Here is a 20668-nt window from a genome sequence, read left to right as displayed (position 1 = left end):
AAATCCGCTATTTTAGCAGAAATAAATTAAGTTGAAAGGCACAGCGTCTATCTGATCGTTAAAACCTGAAAAAGCATTTGAATGACAGAATTAGAGCTTATAATTGATTTACATAAAAACTCGGTAAGACAAGGACCAGGAAGTGAAAATGACACGTTAAAAGCACTTGATTTTTTAAACTTACAGACTAGCCAAAATTTAAAAGTGGCTGACATTGGCAGTGGTTCGGGTGGACAGACGATTTTACTTGCTAAAAACTTAAACGGACATATAACTGCAATTGATCTCTTTCCAGAGTTTTTGGATGAACTCAACGAAAAATCTCAAAAATTAGGATTGACGGAAAAAATCGACACACTTGAAAAATCAATGGATAATTTATCGTTTAAATCTGAAGAATTCGATCTTATTTGGTCGGAAGGAGCGATTTATAACATTGGATTTGAAAACGGAATTAAAAAATGGAAGGACTTTTTGAAAGTTGGTGGCTATTTGGCCGTAAGTGAAATTACTTGGATAACTCAATCTCGACCAAACGAAATTGAAGAATTTTGGAAATCTGAATACCCGGAAGTCGATACAGCGGCAAACAAAATCAAGCAATTAGAAAATAATGATTATATGCTTGTGGGATATTTTTATTTAAGTCAAGACAGTTGGATTGAGAACTATTACAAGCCTATGCAGGCTAGATTTGAGCCTTTTCTGAAACGCCACGGAAATTCAGAACTTGCAAGAAAAGTAGTTGAAGATAATCAAGCTGAGATCGACTTGTATCAAAAATTCAAGGATTATTATAGTTACGGATTTTACGTAGCGAGAAAAAATGAGTAAAAGGCAGTACCAAACATTTTTAGTACTTAATAGAAGCAAAAGTGCTTAAATAGAAGTTAATTCATTAAATAAACTACCTTAAAAACGGAAAATAAAGTGTGTTTAAAACATGCATAAGCTTAGCTAATCATAAGGGGTAATTAAGAGAAAATGAATGAAATAGATAACATTGACAAAAAAGAATATAAAGAAGTAGTGAAAGTTTGGGAGGCCTCAGTTCGTGCAACTCATGATTTTTTAAAAGAAGAAGATATCGAATATTTTAAACCGCTAATTTTAAATACCTATTTAGATGCAGTTGAATTAAAATGTGTCAGAGATAACAATAAGAAAATAATAGGGTTTCTTGGTGTAGCAGACCAAAACCTGGAAATGTTATTTATTCATCCTGACTTTAGAGGAATAGGAATAGGAAAAACGCTTTTGGATTATTCAATTGGTAACTTAAATGTGACAAAAGTTGACGTGAATGAACAGAATGAACAAGCTGTCAAATTTTACAAGCATTGCGGATTTGAAATTAAAAACCGCTCCGAGTTGGATTCTTATGGAAAACCTTATCCAACTTTGTATATGGAATTAAAAAAATAAATTTAAAAATCATCTGAACTAAGATGACCATGAATTTAACATCAAAAAGAATTAGAATACTCTATTCTCCGAGGACCTTACCCATAATCTTTGGGTTAATTTCGGGTTTTTCTGTATTCTACTTTTTGTATTTTTTCGGAGCGTATGGAATCCAAAAAGGTTTGTCTTATTCAGGCCATACCCATCTTTTTCGTAGTATCAGTTTTGGGCTATTAACCTTTGTGTATCTGACTGCTTTTGAAGGATGGCTCAAACCAAAATTAACTTTTACCCGGCCTCATCATTCAATTCTTTGGTATCTAGGTTTAGTCTTATTGGGAAGCCAACTCATTTTTATACTATTCAACTTCTTTTGGAATTGGCAAGAGTGGGATCTGATAGGCTACGGGCTGATTATGAAGGAGTTTCCTTTAATGATGGTACTGCCCCTCTCCTTTTATTTGATACTTAAAAGAATTTCAGCTCCCCAAGTACCCAATATTTCCTATATCACCTTTCAATCTGAAAACGGGAAAGACCAGTTAAGACTTAACCCGCAGTACTTTCTCTATGCCAACTCCTCGGAAAACTACATCACGATTGCCTACATTTCGGACGGACAAATCAAACAGCACCTCATCCGAAAACCGCTCAAAGCCTTGGAACAAGAGCTGAAAGGGTATACTGAAATAGAAAGAACGCATCGGAGTTATCTAGTTAATAGCCTCAACATACAATCGGTAAAGCAAGACAAAGGTAGAGTTTTGCTTGAGGTTAATGGAACCAGTATACCCGTATCAAAACAATATCAGCAACAGTTTCTCAAGGAGTGATTTTTATTCGTCACTTATAGGCGATTTTTATCCCAAAACCGCCATTTCACTCGCTAAATCAGGTTTTCAGCCTTCATCTTTACTGAAAAGGAAAACCTGATGAAAAAGCTATTTTACTTATTTTGCCTCTCTGGAATTACTATTCTGATAGGCTGTCAGCCAAAAGGAAGCCGTTCGCTTGAAGGAGAAATTCCTACTGCTTCCCAACAAATTGACTCACTTTTCACAAGCCATTTTGAGCAAGACCTTTTTCATGGTGGCGTGGCTATCACTCAGTATGGGGAGACTATTTATGAAAACTATTTTGGCCTTGCCGATCGAAGTTGGGGCATTCCCTTCGATAATGAAGTAAAACTCGATATCGCTTCTGTAAATAAATCTATGATTGCGGCCCTAGCTTTAAAAGCGGTAGAAGAAGACCGGTTAAAGCTTGATGATCGATTAGTGAAGTTACTTTCAGGATTTTCCTACAAGGGTCAATTTCATCCTGACATCACCTTACATCACCTGCTGAGTCATAGTTCTGGTTTAGCTGATTATGACGGAGTAGCTGAAGCCTTAAGGCAGGATAATTTCCTGAAATTAAAACGCTCGCGATTTACCGATGCCTCCTACGTTGATTTCATTAGTCAACTTGAACCGATTGGAGAACCGGGAAAGCAATTTCATTACAGCAATTTCGCCTATCATCTGGTGGCAATCATACTTGCTGATACCTATTCAAAACCATTTTCCGAGGTCCTCAAAGAAAAACTCACCGAGCCTTTAGGCCTGACTAACACGGTATCAGAGGGACTCAATGAAATCGTGATCCCTAAACTGGCGCAAGCTTATAACTACCAAGAGTCCACAGGGCAATGGCTGGAAACTCCTTTCGTAGACTTGAGCCTGAGCAGGAGGATATTCTCTACTGCTTCTGATCTCAACCGGTGGGCTCAAGTGATGTACAACCCAGGTTGGTTAACAGAAGCCTCCTTGGAATTGATTAAGCAAAACCATCTGGCCGGCATCAACAAAGACTTTACTTATGGCTATGGCTGGGTCATTTTTGATGAAGAAAATAAAAGTAAGATGGGAGATTTAGGCATTGACAAACCCTACATCATTCATGGAGGCAGTATGGATGGCTATAAAGCTATGCTCATCAATATCAATCAAGGAGAGTATGTAATCAGCTTCTTAAGTAATGTAGGAAACCGAACGAATGAAATGCAACTCGCTCAAAAAATTATTGAAATCTTAATTAAATAAATCATGAAGAAAGAATTGAAAACCTTGGCAGTAATTGCCTTGACCTTTGTTTCATTTACTACTTATGCCCAAAAAGAAAGGATGATAGGCCTTTGGGGAGTAGAAAAAGTAGCAGTAGGAGAACAAAGTATGACCCCGGTGGCAAAGTGGTTCAGAATAAATCCTGACGGCACACAACAAGCAGGAAATGGCTGGTTGCAAAATAAGGAGGGTGTTTGGGATTATGATGCCGAAACCAGCACATTCACACCTATGGATAACCTAGATATTGAGGATGAATTTGGTGGATTTTCAGTGTCATTTAGCAATGAAAATATGGTATGGGAACGAGAGGAAGAAGGAATGCTCGTGACAGTAACTTTAACGCCTATCGAAAAGCTACCTATGTCACCTGCAGACTATCTGGAAGGTCTTTGGGATTTAGTGGAAATCACTGAAAATGAAGTATCTATTTTAGATAGTTTTGATAGTGAGGATAAACACAAAATTCATTTTAGATGGGATAGGATTTATAACGATTATAGTTCTGGAGGGAAAAGATTAACCGGCTATTGGCACATTCATGGTCATAGACCAGACATCACCCTTCTCCCACATCAGGAAGATGGAACAGTCGAAAGCTGGCGTGTAGAAGTCAATGAAAAAGAACTACTGATGACAGGGATATCAGATAGCAATCGAACTATCCAACGAAAATATGTAAGACGAAAAATGTTCTAAATTCAAAAAGAAGCGCTCTTTATCATGGTATAAAAGCAATAGCGGTTTAGGAAGTAACTTAAACCGCTTTTTGCATAATATTAGGTATCTTGACAATTAAATGTCAGCAGTTTTTTATCCGCTACCACTCTTGAACTGAGCCCATATAACACCAAATTCATGACCATAAAAAGCTATTTTTTACTTATCCTCATAATAGTTCAGAACAGCACCTTACTCCTAGGGCAGCAAGAAAAAACTGTTTCTGAATTAAAGATTACTACACTATCCACCATGGTGGCAAATGGAAAAGGAATAGGAGAATGGGGATATTCGGCATTAATTGAGGTAGATGGAAAGAAAATATTATTTGATACGGGAAGTAGACCGGAAACTGTTTTGCAAAATGCGCAGGAACTAGGTATTGATTTATCAGATGTAGAGGATGTTTTTCTTAGCCATAATCATTGGGATCACATCGGTGGCCTACTTACCCTTAGAAAGGAATTAAAAAAACGGAACCCCAATGCACTCAGTAGAATCCATGTGGGAGAGGGAATATTTAGTAAAAGAGTGAATTCTGAAAACACCATTTTGTCAATTCGAGATGAGCTAGAAGCCGATCAGGTTGAGTTTATTATTTATGAGAATCAGCAGGAATTATTCCCTGGCGTATGGATAACAGGACCAATAAACCGAATACATGATGAGCGAAACTGGTCTGGAAATGGTAAAATAGAAACGGAAAATGGTATCATAGAAGATACGATACCCGAAGATCAATCTTTGGTGATTGACACTAAAGATGGGTTAGTTCTGGTTTCAGGTTGTGGGCATGCAGGTCTCATCAATACCTTGGAACATGTAAGTGCAAATGCTAATGAAAAAAAGGTATTTACGATTATTGGAGGCTTTCATTTATTCAATGCTTCAGATCAGCAGTTGGAATGGACAGCAAGTAAGCTTAAGGATTTTGGAGTCTCGAAAATAATTGGAGCCCATTGTACTGGAATTAATTCGCTTTACACCTTAAGGGAGTTATTAGAACTGAATCGAAGTGATGCGATTGTCGGGTCAGTAGGTGATAGTTTTAACTTAACAACTGGTATAAAAGCCGGTCCTATTGCCCGATAAAATAATCTCTATAATGATTCCTTCTTAATTCTTTTCATTTTTCAGGAATTGATCCATTCGAGCCTCCTTACTTCGTATTATCCCAATATTACTTTCTTGGAAAAATTCCGAGGCAAGGATATCTTGGTCCTATGTGAACCCAATGTAATTTGGATAGCATTTACTTTCTCCTTCAATTTGAAAACCAGAGGTTTTAAGCTACGGTTTGCCTAAAAAAACCGGATATTTTTTTAAATTAACTATCTTAAGTGATTGGGGTCCAATTAAGGTTTTAAAGTGGAATGATAAATAGAATTTTTATTAATTACCGAAAGGCAGATAGTGAGCCAGAAGTTAATTGGTTGTATGAGAAATTAAAAAATGCATTCAATCAAGAAAAAATCTTTATGGATTCTGGTTCCCTTGAACGAGGTGCAAATTGGCCCGATACCATTCGTCAGAAACTGCTAGAATCAGAAATTGTCCTTGTAGTCATTGGAGAAAACTGGTTGACCGTAGGAACAGATAATTTCGGTAGGCGAAGAATTGACCAAGAAAACGATTGGGTACGAATAGAAATTGAATTAGCTTTTGATCAGGATAAAATAGTCTTTCCAATTTTACTTAATGGTGCACAGATGCCCCCGACTGAAGCATTGCCTAAATCAATAAGCAAACTTAGTCACATACAAGCAAAACGCCTGGATATTAACTCTAGTAAACCAGAAGAAATAAAAGAATTTGTAAAAGACCTCTCTACTACACTTGCTAAAAGGAAATCTCCAGATAAACTACGAGAAAGTCTAGAGAAAATACTCGTAGATAAATATGAAATAAAAAAATTTATAGCTAAAGGGGCAATTTCAAATGTTTACCTCGCTCATGATACAGGCCTGGAGCGTAAGGTTGCAATAAAAGCTATTGAAAACCCAGAATTCAATAATCTTATAACCGAAACTTTAAAGGAAGCAGTCAAGTTTGACGCCTTAGTCACCAATTCCATACATATCTATGGCGCATGGTTAGATCGGGATCCATATCACATTGTTACAAATTATTTAGAAAAAGGGACATTACGATCTCTAATTGATGAAACAGAAGGAAGGGGCCTTGATCTGAAAGAAGCACATAAGCTAATGCTAGAAATGTCGGAAACTATCGAAAAAGCTCATTCAGTCGGAATTACTCATTGCAATATAAAGCCTTCTAATATCCTCTTCAATGATATAAAAGTACCCTTTATATCTGCGTTATGTCGTTTACCAAAAATTACTCAGTCTACTATTCTAAAAAAGCTTGCTTTAAGGAAATCAGAAATCCATAACCCAGGATATCGGGAAGATTTATGTTACCTAGCTCCTGAAATATTCGATCAAACTTACAGGGAAGAAGAGCAAAAAAGGTTAAAAAAAATAGATCAATATATGCTTGGCCTTATGGGGTACGAATTATTAACAGGTCAAATACCTCATACAGTTTCCACAATTGAGGATATTGAATCTCAAGGTCACAGAGCCTTCAATAAATTAGTCGAAGTAAGTAATTTTCGAAAGGATTGTCCGAATAAGCTCTCCGAAATAATTAGCCGAATGGTTGAAACTGATCCTGCTAAGAGGTACCCTTCATTGAATTTAGCCGTTTCAGAAATTAAATCTATAACGTTGGATTCGATAGAAATAGCTAAAGATAGTTTCAACAGGTGCATGACAACAACCCATTTGGAAAAGAGCTTTTTTCAAACTTTTTATGGAGAGCTGATTAGACTTTCCAACGAAGCGGCGGATAGATTTTCTGGTCAAGATTTGGGAAGAAGTAAACATCATAAACAATATGATTTGCTTAGGGAGGCGATTTTTATACTCTTGATGTTTGCAGAAAAAAAACTGGGAGACAAAGAACCCAATATTCTCACAAGAATAGCTCAAATGCACAACAAGAAAAACTATGATATATCTTGGCCGTCTTACGATCAATTTGTTGAAGCACTGATAAATACTGTTTGTGGGCATCCAACCTACGTGCCCAAGCCTTATGATCAGGAGTGTCAGTTAAATGAAAATGAAAGAGAAATGATTGAGAATGCCTGGCGAGAAGCCATCGAGCCAGGGATTAGTTATATGAAGAATGCTTACTTTCTTTGACATATTAATACAGTAAGCAATTTGCACAACACAAACGATGCGGTATCATATTAATGAGTTCTATGGTGGAATTTCAAGGCGCACCCTATGCTTAAAATTATGCAGCCTCAAAAGCTTATATTCAAACCTTGGCAGAAGGGTTGGCTGTTTAAAGCGGTTTTAGCAAAAGAGCAAATATGAAAATGTCAATGTCACTTACACCTTCACAAGTAGCATCCCCATTTTAAAAGCAATAGGAAGAAAGACAACTGTTTTGCCAAGGTTCTTGACCAAAATTTTGGTGTATTCACTTAGGTCAGTACCAAGATGGGAAAGTATAAATTATGGAGAAAGTTATGGGAGGGATGACAAAACACCAAAGAAAATAAATACTGTTGCCAAGAATGGCTATAAGTAATTGCCTGTTCTCGCCTACTTCATCCTTTATTACGAAATACTTATCACTACTAAATCTGTGCAAGTGTCTATTGTAGGGATCTTTAAAATTGCCCTTCTTGGTTTAATTTTAAGCTGCTAAAGATTATTCTTTAACTTAGAGAATTAATCGCAAGGCATATCTTTCTATGATCAAATTCTTCCGTAAAATTCGCCAAAGATTACTTAGAGAAAAGAAGTTCAATAATTATCTCTTATATGCTTTTGGAGAAATTGCGCTTGTAATGATAGGTATCCTGTTGGCACTACAGGTTAATAATTGGAATGAAACTAGAAAAGCCAGGAAAGTTGAAATTAATTATTTAAAAAATATTCAATCAGATCTATTTGCAGAGCTTAAAAATAACAATGAAATGATTACCGAAAGATCTAGAAAAGCATCTTTTGCACATCAACTAATAAATACTACTTCCGGTAAGAACAAAGCCGAGCAATTAGATTTGCTTAAAAGGCAATATTATGTACTGGGATGGAGAAATTTTATCCCGACTAATAATACCTATAAAGAGCTTATAAGTTCTGGACAACTCAATTCTATATCAAATGATTCGATCAAGTATTACCTACTCGAATTAGACAAAACTTATGCATCAATAGCAGACAGCGAGCATCATATGAGGAGAGAGTTTGAACAGTATCTTTATAATAGCTTAATTCCTAACACCAATATTTACGATAATGTTGATTTTAGTAAATCCGTAGAAGCAAAAAATATGAGCGATGCTGACTCATCCCAGATATCAGATGAGAAATTCCAAAAAATGCTAGCAGATTTTAAATGGTTAAAGAATAATCAAGCCTATCAAAATGGATTGAAATTGGCTCTTCTTAATAATCTTTTCATTAATGATTTTCACAAAAAACTCTCTGCGGACATCAACAAGCTCAATAGTTTTATTTCTGAAGAAATAAAATCAAACTGATAACAGAACCCAAAGCTTAATTCATTTTATTACTAGTGAATCAAAAAAGTTAAGGTGTAAACAATAAGGTTTCTAAAACATATCGGCTACAGTGGTTTACATAACTTTCATCGTTTGAAAATAAAGTCCCACTAAATCTAAAATTTGATTGATGGTTTTAAAAGATTAGAATAGTAACAAATGTAGATTTGGCAATGTGAAATAGACAGGCTATACTTTTTATATCCTTTCGATTCCATCTACTGAGGCTTTTCTATATTATGACTACCCATATCATGATAAAATTTTTCAGAAAAATTCGACAAAAATTGCTTTCAGAAGGAAATACAGGAAAGTATTTAAAATATGCCGTTGGAGAAATATTGCTGGTTATGGTGGGGATTTTATTAGCTCTTCAAATGAACAATTGGAATGAGGAGCGAAAAAATTATGAAGGAGAAACCATAGCCTTGATGGAATTAAGGAATGAATTTGAAAGAAATTACAATTCTTTATTAGGAGTATTAGATCAAAAGAAAAAAGCTCAGGAAGGCTTATATAATTACTTGAGTTTACTAAGTGATGATAGTAAAACCACTTCCCAAAAGGCAAAAATCGAACGTGGGCCAGTCGCTATTGTTTCGTGGGATTCAGGAAATGCTGTATTAAATAGCTTACTAAGCACCGGAAATATTGAGTATATAAAAAATGATTCCTTAAAGTATTTACTCCACGATTGGAATAGAGAGATAGATAGTTTTGATGAGCATGCGATAATTTATAAAGACATAGTATACGAATTACTTAATTATGAAAAAGTCAAGCTTCCTATAAGAATGGTCAAAGAAGGAAAATGGAATTATACCAACCATTCCAATTTGGAAATACAGGAATTTAGGGAAGCAATTGTTGATGATTTTAGATACCATAATCTGTTGATCAATTGTGTAAATGGATTGGATATTCAAATCAGGGTGGGAGATGATTTTAAGGAGAAATTTGGTCAAATCATAAATTTACTAGATACCGAAATTCAAAAGAGATAATATCTTCTGGTCTTAGCTTGTTCAGTAACAGCCCATTTCTTTGGATCAGATGCCTTACTGATTAAAACATAGGCTACCTAAAAACCACATCCAGATGAAACTAGCTCAACACCTGCTAGATTTTAATTATAAAAGGTTCAAAAACAGAGAAGAAGCAAAAACAGATTACAGATTCATTTTATGAATTTTTTGAAAAAACAAATTAAGTGATGCATTGCATAATACTGTTTATCAAGCGTTTGAAAAATTATTTAAACCAAAAAAAGAATAAAAACTGGATCTATCAATAATTCGAAAAACTGAACAAAATTAAACCTTTGATCAAAAAAGCAGATTTACCCTATTTTTACAGCATGATTATCATAATTGGAGCAGGCTTATCTGGGCTTCTCACAGCTTACCGATTAAAAAAAGCAGGAATCCCTTTTAAAATTCTAGAGGCCAGAGATCGGATAGGAGGAAGGATCAATACTGTTTATGGAACCGATATTACGCCTGTGGAGATGGGCGCAACTTGGTTTGGAAATCAACATGTACATCTTAGGGCTTTGTTAGAAGAATTGGGGATTGAATATTTTAAGCAGTACATGGATCGCATTGTTTATTATCAGGCTTCCCCAACTTCCCCAACAGAATCTGTCCAAATCCCCATCCAAGCTCCCAGTTATCGGATTTCTGGTGGCACATCAAACCTTATTCATACCTTATACCAAAAACTGGATGAAAATGACATCATCCTTAATCAATCGATCAAGCAAATTAAATCCCTGGGCGATTCGATTCAGGTGATTACAGACAAGGTGTATGTAGGAAGCCAAGTGGTAGTTGCCATACCGCCCAAATTATGGGCGAAAAGAATTCTATTCGAACCCAATTTACCAGCTGATTTAATTCAAATCGCTCAGCAAACACATACTTGGATGGAAGACTCCATAAAAATTGCTTTGACTTATAAAGATCCGTTTTGGGAAGCTGAAGGCCGTTCTGCAACTTTATTCAGCAATGCTGGACCAATTACCGAATTATACGACCATTGCAATTCTGAAAGAACCAAGTTTGCGCTTTGTGGATTCATCAATTCCTCCTTTCATCAACTTGATGTTGCAGAGCGACGCGCTTTGGTTATTGCACAGATAAAAAGCGTGTTTGGACCAAAAGCAGAAGATTTTCTGGAATACCAAGAATGTGTTTGGAGCATGGAAGAAAATACTTTTGAAGCTTCCGATATTCCTCATTTCCCCCATCAAAACAATGGTAATCAAGTTTTTAGACACTCATACTTTGGGGATAAATTACTATTTTCAAGTTCAGAGTCTGCTTCTGAATTTCCGGGATACATGGATGGCGCGGTATGTTCGGCTAATTTAGCTGCTTCGCAAATTATTGCTTCCAAAATCAATCCATTAGAAAGAACCGATCGGTAAATAGAAAAACCATTTTAAAATTAATGAAATAATATCCAAGAGATTATATTGGACATATTTTTAATAAAGGCTATAGGAAGTTCCTTTTTGTCAATTAGAGAAATTTGGGTTAAATTATAAATGAACTTTTTATTCTCTTTAATTCAATATTTTTCAATCGATTTTCCAATAAACCATTCGTGTTGTGTTTCATAAGCCTTTACTTATCCTACTTCTATTTTTTTGCCTAAAACTCTCAGCCCAAACCCATTTGGATTCTTTATATCAAGTTTGGACCGACCCGACTCAAATTGATTCAATAAGGCTAAATGCCATAAATGAATTGAGCTATGGTAATGGAATAGCTCCTGATTCAATAGTCAAAATAGCAAATGAAATGACTGCGCTAGCTAAAAGAATTGACTCTGAACGATACAAGGTAGATGCAAACGTTCAACTTGCTCGCGCTTTTCTAGCAATGAGAAAGTTAGACGAAGCATTGGAGCTATCAATGGAAGTCTTTGAAGAGGCTAAGAAAATAGGTTATCGATATGGTCAATTGAGGGCTCAAGCTATTTTGGGGATCACTTTAGCCTACAAACAAAAACCAATAGAGGGGCTGAAATATCTTAATGATGCCTATCGCGAGATAACAACATTTCAAAAAATGACAGGAAGTGCCTCAATGTTTGGTGAAATAAAATCCTACTCAATCAATAAGTACATCGGGGATTTGCAACATATGATGGGCGAGATAAATCGAGGAATGGGATTTTATTTAACAGCATTAGAAAACTACGAAATCAGCATGAGGAGTCGATTATTGGATAATGATAGACTGAATGTTGCCGCTAGTAAAAATAATATCGGTTTAGTATATCATAGTATCGGTGAAAATGATAAGGCGCTTAAATATTTTGAAGAAGCATTATCCGTTTTTGAAGAATTTGAGCATCTAAGTTGGCAAGCTAATGCACTGGGGAATATTGCAAATGTTTATTTAAGCCAAAATTCACTGGAAAAAGCAGAAGAGTATATGCTAAAAAATCTGGAAATTCAGAAAAATTTAGATCCAATTAGTGAAGGACATGCATTCCTTTCATTATCAAATCTTTATATAGCTAAAAATCAATTTGATAAAGCAAAAGTATTTGCAGATAGAGGAGAAAAAACGTTCGCCGAATATGGCGCAACGCCCGAGCTAACACTTTTAAAAATGTATCAAGGACATATTGCCATGGAAGAGGGAGAATTCAGCAAAGCAATATCACTGTTTCAGGAAAGTTCTCAGTTAGCAGATCAAATAAACTCATTGGATCTTAAGGCCAATACACAAGATTACCTTTATTCGGTAAATAAAAAGTCAGGAAACCTAGGCAATGCATTAGCTTTTCACGAAGAATTAATGATTTTAAACGATAGTTTAAAGAAAGATGAAACAAGTAAAAGACTATTAAAGGTTGAATTGACCAATAAATTCTTTGCAGATAGCCTTGCACAGGAAGAGGAAAAAAGAATTGCCGAAACAGAATATCAAAAAGAGATTCTCGAACAAAAAAATACTCGGAATGTATTGATAGGTTCGGGATTTCTTCTGCTAGTCCTTACTGGAGGTCTTTGGAATAGATTGGCATTCAGCAGAAAATCCAGAAAGATTATTCAAGCTGAAAAAGACAGGTCAGAACATCTCCTTTTAAATATTCTTCCTGCAGAAGTAGCAGAAGAATTAAAAGCAAATGGAGAGGCCAAAGCAAGAGATTTCGAATTGGTTACTGTCATCTTCTCTGACTTTAAAGGGTTCACCCAAACCTCGGAAAAACTGACAGCAAATGAATTGGTAGATGAATTAAATCATTGTTTCAAAGGATTTGATATGATAATGGAAAAGTATAATGTGGAAAAAATCAAGACTATTGGTGATTCATATATGGCAGTTGGAGGCCTTAACGATAAGTCTAATAATTCGACAATCAAAACAATTCTAGCTGCGTTAGAAATGCAGAAATTTATTAAAACCAGAAATAAAGAACGCAAGTCAAAAGATCTTTTCACTTTTGAGATGCGATTGGGGATTAATTCCGGGCCTGTCGTTGCAGGGATAGTAGGCGTAAAGAAATTTCAATATGATATATGGGGAGATACAGTCAATACAGCCTCTAGGCTCGAATCTTCTGGAGAGGTTGGTAAAGTAAATATCAGCAAGAGCACCTATGAACTTATAAAAGAAAACCTTCAATTCAATTTTACAAATAGAGGTATGATCAATGTGAAAGGGAAAGGAGAAATTGAGATGTTTTTTGTAGAATTGGCTTGACTAGGCTTGCGGAATTTTAAAAAATCACAAAGTATAGAAAACGTTTTCGAAGTGTCTTAAACTCCTCATTACCAAAATTAAATTTTTAAACAATCATACTTAGGAGATAAATTACTGTTTTCAAGTTCAGAGTCCGCGTCTAAATTCCCTGGATACATGGATGGCGCTTGTGTTCGGCGAATTTAACGGCTAAAAAACTTATTGCTTTCAATGGTTTGAAGTCCATTCATTTGTAGCCAAAAAATGAGAATTCTACTTTTTATAAGTTATTTCTATCGAATTCTAAATTTTAGTAATCCTCTTTCTAAAGATTTAAAGGATTACCGTGTGTATCTTAAGCAAATAAATAAAGCCGAAAAATTTATAGTAGAGGAACAGTATCTAAAAGCACAACACAAACTCCCTACTCAAAAGCCCTTCAATAGGTAGGAAAAGCTTCTCTTGAAGTTTGTGATCCCAATTGGAAAAAAGTCAGAAATTGAATAGGAGGAGAATTTAAAAAAGAGGCTGAAATTAGGTCCCATAATGTATGGGATCGATTGTTTCTTTTAATACCCATTAGACTCACTTTGCAGAAAACTTTTGGAAAATGCTTTTTTACTGTGCTTGCTTTTTGAATAAAACACCTACAGCTAGCCATTAATCGAATTTTTGTAAAAAGTATGAGACCAAGTTTAAGAGGAGTCAAAATAATTGGGTTATCTTAAATCCTTTAATAACCCAAAAAATGAGACATTTCACTTTCTCCATATTTTTTCTTTTAATCACCGTTTCTCTAGTTTCTGGACAACAGGTAGAGAGTCCAATTACAAAAGCGTGGGAGTCCTTTTCTAAAAACAAAAGTGAGTCTATTTATTCCGGTCTAATATGGGACTTGGTTGGGCCTACTATTAACTCCGGAAGAGTAGAAGCAATGGCTGTACATCCTGATAATCCAAGCACCATTTATGCTGGCTTTGGTTCTGGCAACCTCTGGAAAACAACCAACCATGGTCTCTCTTGGGAAGCAATCTTTGATAATCAAGCGGGCTATAGTATCGGCGATATCAGCATCGCTCCTAGCAACGAAAATATAATCTACGTAGGTACCGGAGAAAGTCTTCGTGCAAAACGAGCTCATACCATCCCAGGAGCTGGAGTCTTTCGTTCAGATGATGCGGGAAAAACCTGGAAGTCAATTGGGCTTGATGGTACTCACCATATTGGAAGAATTGCCGTGCATCCCACAAATCCAGATATTATTTTTGTAGCAGCTTTGGGAAGTTTTTATTCTCCAAGTGAAGAACGAGGGATTTACAAAACTGAAAATGGAGGTGAATCTTGGGAAAAAGTGGTTTATGTGAATGATCGCGTCGGAGGTAATGACGTCGTATTTGCACCTAGAGACCCTTCCATTCTCTATGCTTCTACCTGGTACTGTAGTGAAGACAAAGCGGGACCTGGAGGAACCATTCATAAAAGCACGGATGGAGGTAATACATGGAACGTAATCAACAATGGTTTCCCTGCAGGTGAAATGAATGGGAGAACAGGACTCGCGGTTTCCCATCAAGATCCCAATAAAGTTTATGCTTTTACTGACAATGTAAACGCAGGATATGAAAACGGATCCGGGGAGTTATATCTAACGCTAGACGGAGGAGAAAATTGGAAAAAGACACATCAAAACAACTTGAAGATCCTAAATACTTTTGGAGAAGTATTTACTGATTGCTTTGTAAATCCTCAGGATGATAATGAAATCTATGTTTTGGGAATCAGTGTTTTAAGGAGCACTGATGGAGGGAAAAGTTTTAAATCCCTTAAGGGAACAGTTGAGCATATCCAACCCTCTCCGGCTAATTTTTTCCATCTCGATCATCATGAAATGTGGATCAACCCTTCCAATCCAAATCATATTATAGTGGGTAATGATGGGGGTGTATATATAAGCTATGATACAGGATCTACTTGGATGCATTACAACAATCTGCCGGTTGGTGAATTCTATTTTGTAAGAACCGATAATGACAGCCCCTACAAAATATATTCAGGTACCCAGGACGATTCTGCAGTAAGAGGTCCGGCAAAAAGCCTGAAAAACGAAAGCAATGATGGATGGGATTATGTTTGGATTGACCCTTGGGGAGGTGGAGATGGAATTGTAGTCACACCGGATACTGAAGACTCCGACATTGTTTATTATGAATCACAAAACGGTGCGATCAGACGTAAAGTAATGTCAACCGGTGAAACGAAAAGTATTCGACCTAGGCTGCCAAAAGACGAAAATTTAAATACGCTTTATAATGAATGGCTGACGCCTTTTTTTACTTCGAGCTATACACCACGTACTCTTTATTACGGGGCAAACTATATGTTCAAGTCTACAGATCGAGGCGATAGTTGGAAAGTGATAAGTCCTGATCTAAGTCGCTCTTCTGATCCAGATCGGGTAGGCAATGGGATTATTGCAATGGAAGAATCCCCAAACCGTCAAGGTCTTCTATATGCCGGTACATCGAAAGGAGCAGCATGGGTTTCTAAAGATGATGGAGATAGCTGGACCGAGATATCTGATGGTATTCCTGCAAAATATATCAAGAGTTTTGCCCCATCAAAATTTAAGGAATCCCGGGTTTATCTTACCCAAAGTGCCATTGGTGAGGATGATTTGAATGCCTATGTTTATCGATCTGAAGATTTTGGAGCAACTTGGGAAAACATAACATCCAATCTACCGCAGGCACCAGTCAATGTAATACTGGAAGATCCCAAATATGAGAATGTTTTATATGCAGGTACTTTCAATGGTGTTTTCATCTCTCTAAACCGAGGAGATTCTTGGCATGTTTTAGGAACTGAAATTCCAAACAGTTTTGTATCAGACATGACTATTCAAGAGCGTGAGAATGATCTCATCGCCGTAACTCATGGTAGAGGGATTTTTAAGTTCGATTTGGAACCGATCCATAGTTTTTTAAAAGAGAATCCTAAGTCCGCTTCCTTTCTCTACATTTCGGAAGCGATTCTTCCACAAGGTGATGGTTCAGGAAAGCCTGATTTTTCAAGCTATGAAAATGTGAATTTCAGCTTCCACTGGCCTGCTAATGAAAAGTTAAAATTAAGCATTAACAATTGGGAAGGTGAGCCTGTTTTCTCCAAAGAAATAAATGCCCAAAAAGGCTTAAATACCTTTACCTGGGATTTGATCCTTGGTCCAAATCTTAATGATGATCCCTATCTTTTCAATTTTGTCAATCTTCCAAAAGCAGGAGAATATTCGATTCATTTGACTGGAAATCAATTGGATATTAAAGCTGAATTTTCGATCAAGCAACCTGAAAACCCTTAATTTGGCTAGCTCAAGAGAATATTAATTGTTTTTATTCTGACCTATGTTGGTAGATTTCCATACTAGTTTATTGGAGGGGTTATCAAAAATCAAAATTGACAAAACTTAAATTTGAATATTTAGTCATGAAGCGAAAGACATTCATTAAAAGTTTATTATTTCTTGGAGCAATCCCCTCACTATTGAGTGCAAAAACTACTCATATAAAGAACTCATCAAGCATAAGGCTTCTTAGACATGCTACCTTGATCCTGGAGATAAATGGAAAAAAACTTTTGATAGACCCCATGCTTTCGGAAAAGGAGGCCATGGATCCAATCAGGAATTGTGGTAATGATATTAGAATTCCTATGGTCGATTTACCGATTCCAAGATCAGAAATTAACGCCATGATATCTGAAATGGATGCGATCGTGATTACCCACTTACATCGGGATCACTGGGATAATTCAGCAAAAGATTTAATCCCTAAAGACAAGCTTATTTTTTGCTCTTCGAATGATGAAAAAGCGATAAGAAATCAGGGTTTCGAAAACGTTCAAACTATTGAGGATAACCTCACTTGGAGAGGAATAAATATTTATAGGACAGGTGGACAACATGGTACGGGAGATATTGGAAAAAGCATGGGCAAAGTATCCGGTTTTGTGTTCAAACATCAGAAAGATTCCATATACTTGGCAGGAGATACCATTTGGTGCGAAGAGGTAGAAAATGCACTTTCTAATCATAATCCGAACGTTACTATTCTCAATGCAGGAGGCGCTAAATTCCTTACAGGAGATCCGATTACAATGACTTCCAATGACATTATAAAAGTTTATGAGAAACTTCCCGAAACAAAAATCATAGCTGTTCATATGGACACTATTAACCATTGTTTTCTAACGCGAAAAATTCTATTTGAAGAATTGAAGAAAAATAGTCTAGAAGCCAAAGTGAAAATTCCCAATGACGGAGAATCGATTATTATCTAGAAAACAAGCAACTCCCGATTTAGTGAAAATGAAGATATTCAGGGATATCCTACTTTATAAATTTAATAGTTTGAAAAGCTGCTAAATAATTAATTATTGACAAGCGACTTATTTTCAGTATTTTAATTTCTTAAAAAGTATCCTTCTATGCCATCTTACAAATTGAATATTAATGATAAAACTCATCAAGTAGAAGTGGATAAGGGAACTTCGCTTCTTTGGGTAATCAGAGAACATTTGGGACTGACCGGAACAAAATACGGTTGTGGAATCGCTCAGTGTGGCGCTTGTACTATTCATATTGATGGTAATCCTATGAAAGCATGTGTATTATCCGTCGAGGATTTTTCTAATGGAGAAAAAATAAAAACAATAGAAGGTCTATCTGAAAATGGAGACCATCCGGTGCAAAAAGCTTGGGTTGAAGCCCAAGCGCCACAATGCGGGTATTGTCATTCCGGTCAAATTATGCAGGCAGTGGCACTTTTAGAAAATAATCCAAGCCCGTCGAGAGATGAAATCAAGGCATTCATGAATGGCAATTTGTGTAGATGCGGAACTTATCTTCGAATTATTAAAGCCATCGAATTAGCTGCAAAAAGTAACTAACTCTTCCTATGAAAAACGAACAATCAAAAAGATCGAACCTAAATAGAAGAGAATTTTTAAAGTCATCCAGTGGTATTGCCCTGTTTATTGGAGCATCAGGGATTTTTCCTGCCTTAGTAGCTTGCAATGACACCAAAAAAATTAAAGAGCAGTTTGAAAAACACCAAGTATCAGCGTGGGTTCAAATTGCTGAAGACGGAGAGATAACCATTTACAACCCTGCGGCTGAAATGGGACAAGGGTCTATGACTTCGCTTCCATTGATCTTTGCTGAAGAAATGGATGCCGATTGGTCTAAAGTAAGAGTAGAATTTTCTCCTCAGGAAAGTGATATATATGGCTCCCCTGGTTGGGCACCTGGTAGTAAACTGATGTTTACCGTAGGCAGTAGAACTACCAATAGCTATTATATTACCATGAGAAAAGCAGGTGCTCAGGCTCGATATATCTTACTGAACTCTGCTGCAAAACATTGGGGGGTACCTCTTGATGAATTAACTGTCTCTAATAGTACAATTTCCCACACTAAATCTGGCGATGAAATCAGTTACGGAGAGCTTGTTTCCTTTTTATCATTACCTGATTCCATTCCGGATTTTACAGAGGATCAACTAAAACAACCAAAAGACTTTCAATTAATTGGTAAGAATGTGCCCCGTACAGAAATTCCAGCTAAAGTAGATGGAACAGCACAGTTTGCTATAGATATACGATTGCCAGATATGGTTTATGGGGTGTTGGAAAGAGGAAGACTACATGGAGCAAAACCAACTTTGCTAAATGAAAGCGAAATATTGGAACAAGATGGAGTTTTAAAGATTGTTCAGTTTGATTACGCAATCGGGGTCATAACAACGAAACTGGAACAAGCATTCAAAGCCAAAAGCCTCTTAAAAATAGATTGGAGTGAATCAGATGCCACAGGTTTTAACTCTCAGGAAATCTATGGAGAATATGAAAAAATAGCCGGTCGGGCCAAAAAGGGATCAACAATTTTAGAAAAGGGAAATGTAACCAACGCGTTTAGAAATGCCTCAAAAACATATACCTCTGACTTTAAGAATGACTACGTTTATCATGCCCAACTAGAACCATTAAATGCGGTTATCCAAGTAGCTGAAGATTTACAATCGGCTGAAGTTTGGGTGGGAAGTCAGCAAGGAGCAGATACTAAATTGGGAGTTCCAGGGGTTTTAGGTATTCCACCAGAGAATGTAAACGTTCATTTGCAATACTTGGGAGGAGGTTTCGGAAGAAGGAGCATGAGTGATTTTGTGGAGGAATGTGCTGTTTTGGCGAAGGAAATGGCTCCATTACCTGTCAAACTGATTTGGACGCGGGAAGATGATTTAACATACGGCACTTTCAGACCCATTTCTCTTCAGCGAATTACTGCAAGTGTAAATTCAAGTGGCGAGATAAATGGATTTTCACATGTGGTCGTTGGAGATGGGGGAAATTTGGTAGCAAGCGGAATTCACAACGATCATTATGACATACCTAATCAATTTGCTGAATGGAGGGAGACTAAACATGGAGTTCGATTAAAGCACTGGAGGTCTGTGGGTCATGGTCCCAATAAATTCGCAATCGAAAGTATGTTGGATGAAATTGCATTTGATCAAAAGGTTGACCCTATGGTTTTGAGGAGAAAATTAATGGCAAATTCTCCCAGAGCTTTAGCCACCATAGAAAAAGTAGCTGAAATGTCAAAATGGGGTGAACCTTTACCTGAAGGAAGAGCAAAAGGAGTCTCATTTGTGGAACATGGTTCTTTGGGAACAGGAGTTTGTGAAATTTCTGTGGATCAAAATACAGGCAAGATAAAAGTCCATAATTTTTGGATTGCCCTAGATGCTGGAGTCATTATTCACCCTGATAATGTAAAAGCTCAAATGGAAGGCGGTATTATGATGGGTATTAGTAGCGTATTAAAAGAAAAAATTACTGTCGTCAATGGTGAGGTACAGCAATCAAACTTCAATGATTATTCTCTTTTAAGGATGGAAGATATTCCCGATAGTATTGAGATTTCCTTGATTGAATCTACTGAAATACCACAAGGTGTTGGAGAGACGGCAACTCCAATGGCGGCAGGAGCTATTGCCAATGCATTCCTCAAATTAACCGGAAAAAAACTTAGACATATTCCTTTTACACCCGAAAGAGTACTTGAAGTCTTAAGAAGCTAACTCACTTCAAAAATT

15 protein-coding genes are annotated in these 20668 nt (G+C 36.5%); all 15 read left to right on the top strand.

Annotated features, from left to right (window positions below):
- The first annotated feature begins 81 nt into the window (after nucleotides 1–81).
- The 15 genes from AAGF08_RS02105 (at nucleotide 82) to AAGF08_RS02035 (ending at nucleotide 20653) form a co-directional block, all read left to right on the top strand.
- On the top strand, nucleotides 82–834 hold the full coding sequence (locus AAGF08_RS02105; RefSeq protein ID WP_343509256.1) for a class I SAM-dependent methyltransferase: 753 nt from the start codon (nucleotides 82–84) through the stop codon (nucleotides 832–834).
- Nucleotides 835–984: 150 nt separating this feature from the next.
- On the top strand, nucleotides 985–1425 hold the full coding sequence (locus AAGF08_RS02100) for a GNAT family N-acetyltransferase (protein ID WP_343509254.1): 441 nt from the start codon (nucleotides 985–987) through the stop codon (nucleotides 1423–1425).
- 29 nt (nucleotides 1426–1454) lie between these two features.
- Nucleotides 1455–2237: a LytTR family transcriptional regulator DNA-binding domain-containing protein gene (locus tag AAGF08_RS02095; protein WP_343509253.1), complete on the top strand. Its 783-nt coding sequence runs from the start codon at nucleotides 1455–1457 to the stop codon at nucleotides 2235–2237.
- 99 nt (nucleotides 2238–2336) lie between these two features.
- Nucleotides 2337–3488 (top strand): serine hydrolase domain-containing protein, encoded by a 1152-nt coding sequence (locus AAGF08_RS02090; RefSeq protein ID WP_343509252.1) that lies wholly within the window; start codon nucleotides 2337–2339, stop codon nucleotides 3486–3488.
- Between the two features lie 3 nt (nucleotides 3489–3491).
- A complete protein-coding gene (locus tag AAGF08_RS02085) occupies nucleotides 3492–4208 on the top strand; it encodes a hypothetical protein (protein WP_343509251.1) in 717 nt (238 codons plus the stop codon).
- A 159-nt stretch (nucleotides 4209–4367) separates the two neighbouring features.
- A complete protein-coding gene (locus AAGF08_RS02080; RefSeq protein ID WP_343509250.1) occupies nucleotides 4368–5321 on the top strand; it encodes an MBL fold metallo-hydrolase in 954 nt (317 codons plus the stop codon).
- A 281-nt stretch (nucleotides 5322–5602) separates the two neighbouring features.
- Entirely contained in the window at nucleotides 5603–7441 is a 1839-nt protein-coding gene (locus AAGF08_RS02075) for a protein kinase (protein ID WP_343509249.1), read from the top strand.
- 563 nt (nucleotides 7442–8004) lie between these two features.
- Nucleotides 8005–8799: a DUF6090 family protein gene (locus tag AAGF08_RS02070; protein ID WP_343509248.1), complete on the top strand. Its 795-nt coding sequence runs from the start codon at nucleotides 8005–8007 to the stop codon at nucleotides 8797–8799.
- 275 nt (nucleotides 8800–9074) lie between these two features.
- On the top strand, nucleotides 9075–9824 hold the full coding sequence (locus AAGF08_RS02065) for a DUF6090 family protein (protein WP_343509247.1): 750 nt from the start codon (nucleotides 9075–9077) through the stop codon (nucleotides 9822–9824).
- A gap of 317 nt (nucleotides 9825–10141) precedes the next feature.
- Entirely contained in the window at nucleotides 10142–11248 is a 1107-nt protein-coding gene (locus AAGF08_RS02060; RefSeq protein WP_343509246.1) for an NAD(P)/FAD-dependent oxidoreductase, read from the top strand.
- A 250-nt stretch (nucleotides 11249–11498) separates the two neighbouring features.
- On the top strand, nucleotides 11499–13541 hold the full coding sequence (locus AAGF08_RS02055; protein ID WP_343509245.1) for an adenylate/guanylate cyclase domain-containing protein: 2043 nt from the start codon (nucleotides 11499–11501) through the stop codon (nucleotides 13539–13541).
- Between the two features lie 727 nt (nucleotides 13542–14268).
- Nucleotides 14269–16875: a hypothetical protein gene (locus AAGF08_RS02050; RefSeq protein WP_343509244.1), complete on the top strand. Its 2607-nt coding sequence runs from the start codon at nucleotides 14269–14271 to the stop codon at nucleotides 16873–16875.
- Nucleotides 16876–17000: 125 nt separating this feature from the next.
- Nucleotides 17001–17852, top strand: a complete 852-nt coding sequence (locus AAGF08_RS02045; protein WP_343509243.1) for an MBL fold metallo-hydrolase — start codon at nucleotides 17001–17003, stop codon at nucleotides 17850–17852.
- 147 nt (nucleotides 17853–17999) lie between these two features.
- Nucleotides 18000–18461 (top strand): (2Fe-2S)-binding protein, encoded by a 462-nt coding sequence (locus tag AAGF08_RS02040; protein WP_343509242.1) that lies wholly within the window; start codon nucleotides 18000–18002, stop codon nucleotides 18459–18461.
- A gap of 8 nt (nucleotides 18462–18469) precedes the next feature.
- Nucleotides 18470–20653, top strand: coding sequence for a molybdopterin cofactor-binding domain-containing protein (locus tag AAGF08_RS02035; protein ID WP_343509241.1), 2184 nt, complete (start codon nucleotides 18470–18472; stop codon nucleotides 20651–20653).
- Nucleotides 20654–20668: the final 15 nt, after the last annotated feature.

The sequence above is a fragment of the Algoriphagus sp. SE2 genome, from assembly GCF_039563885.1.
Classification (GTDB): Bacteria; Bacteroidota; Bacteroidia; order Cytophagales; family Cyclobacteriaceae; genus Algoriphagus.
This window is presented reverse-complemented; position numbering and strand designations above follow the sequence as displayed.

What these genes read in the sequence shown, in the direction of transcription:
- AAGF08_RS02040 (WP_343509242.1), top strand. Translation starts at nt 18,000, where the DNA reads ATGCCATCTTACAAATTGAATATTAATGATAAAACTCATCAAGTAGAA.
- AAGF08_RS02090 (WP_343509252.1), top strand. Translation starts at nt 2,337, where the DNA reads ATGAAAAAGCTATTTTACTTATTTTGCCTCTCTGGAATTACTATTCTG.
- AAGF08_RS02095 (WP_343509253.1), top strand. Translation starts at nt 1,455, where the DNA reads ATGAATTTAACATCAAAAAGAATTAGAATACTCTATTCTCCGAGGACC.
- AAGF08_RS02070 (WP_343509248.1), top strand. Translation starts at nt 8,005, where the DNA reads ATGATCAAATTCTTCCGTAAAATTCGCCAAAGATTACTTAGAGAAAAG.
- AAGF08_RS02035 (WP_343509241.1), top strand. Translation starts at nt 18,470, where the DNA reads ATGAAAAACGAACAATCAAAAAGATCGAACCTAAATAGAAGAGAATTT.
- AAGF08_RS02085 (WP_343509251.1), top strand. Translation starts at nt 3,492, where the DNA reads ATGAAGAAAGAATTGAAAACCTTGGCAGTAATTGCCTTGACCTTTGTT.
- AAGF08_RS02050 (WP_343509244.1), top strand. Translation starts at nt 14,269, where the DNA reads ATGAGACATTTCACTTTCTCCATATTTTTTCTTTTAATCACCGTTTCT.
- AAGF08_RS02080 (WP_343509250.1), top strand. Translation starts at nt 4,368, where the DNA reads ATGACCATAAAAAGCTATTTTTTACTTATCCTCATAATAGTTCAGAAC.
- AAGF08_RS02105 (WP_343509256.1), top strand. Translation starts at nt 82, where the DNA reads ATGACAGAATTAGAGCTTATAATTGATTTACATAAAAACTCGGTAAGA.
- AAGF08_RS02065 (WP_343509247.1), top strand. Translation starts at nt 9,075, where the DNA reads ATGATAAAATTTTTCAGAAAAATTCGACAAAAATTGCTTTCAGAAGGA.
- AAGF08_RS02100 (WP_343509254.1), top strand. Translation starts at nt 985, where the DNA reads ATGAATGAAATAGATAACATTGACAAAAAAGAATATAAAGAAGTAGTG.
- AAGF08_RS02075 (WP_343509249.1), top strand. Translation starts at nt 5,603, where the DNA reads ATGATAAATAGAATTTTTATTAATTACCGAAAGGCAGATAGTGAGCCA.
- AAGF08_RS02045 (WP_343509243.1), top strand. Translation starts at nt 17,001, where the DNA reads ATGAAGCGAAAGACATTCATTAAAAGTTTATTATTTCTTGGAGCAATC.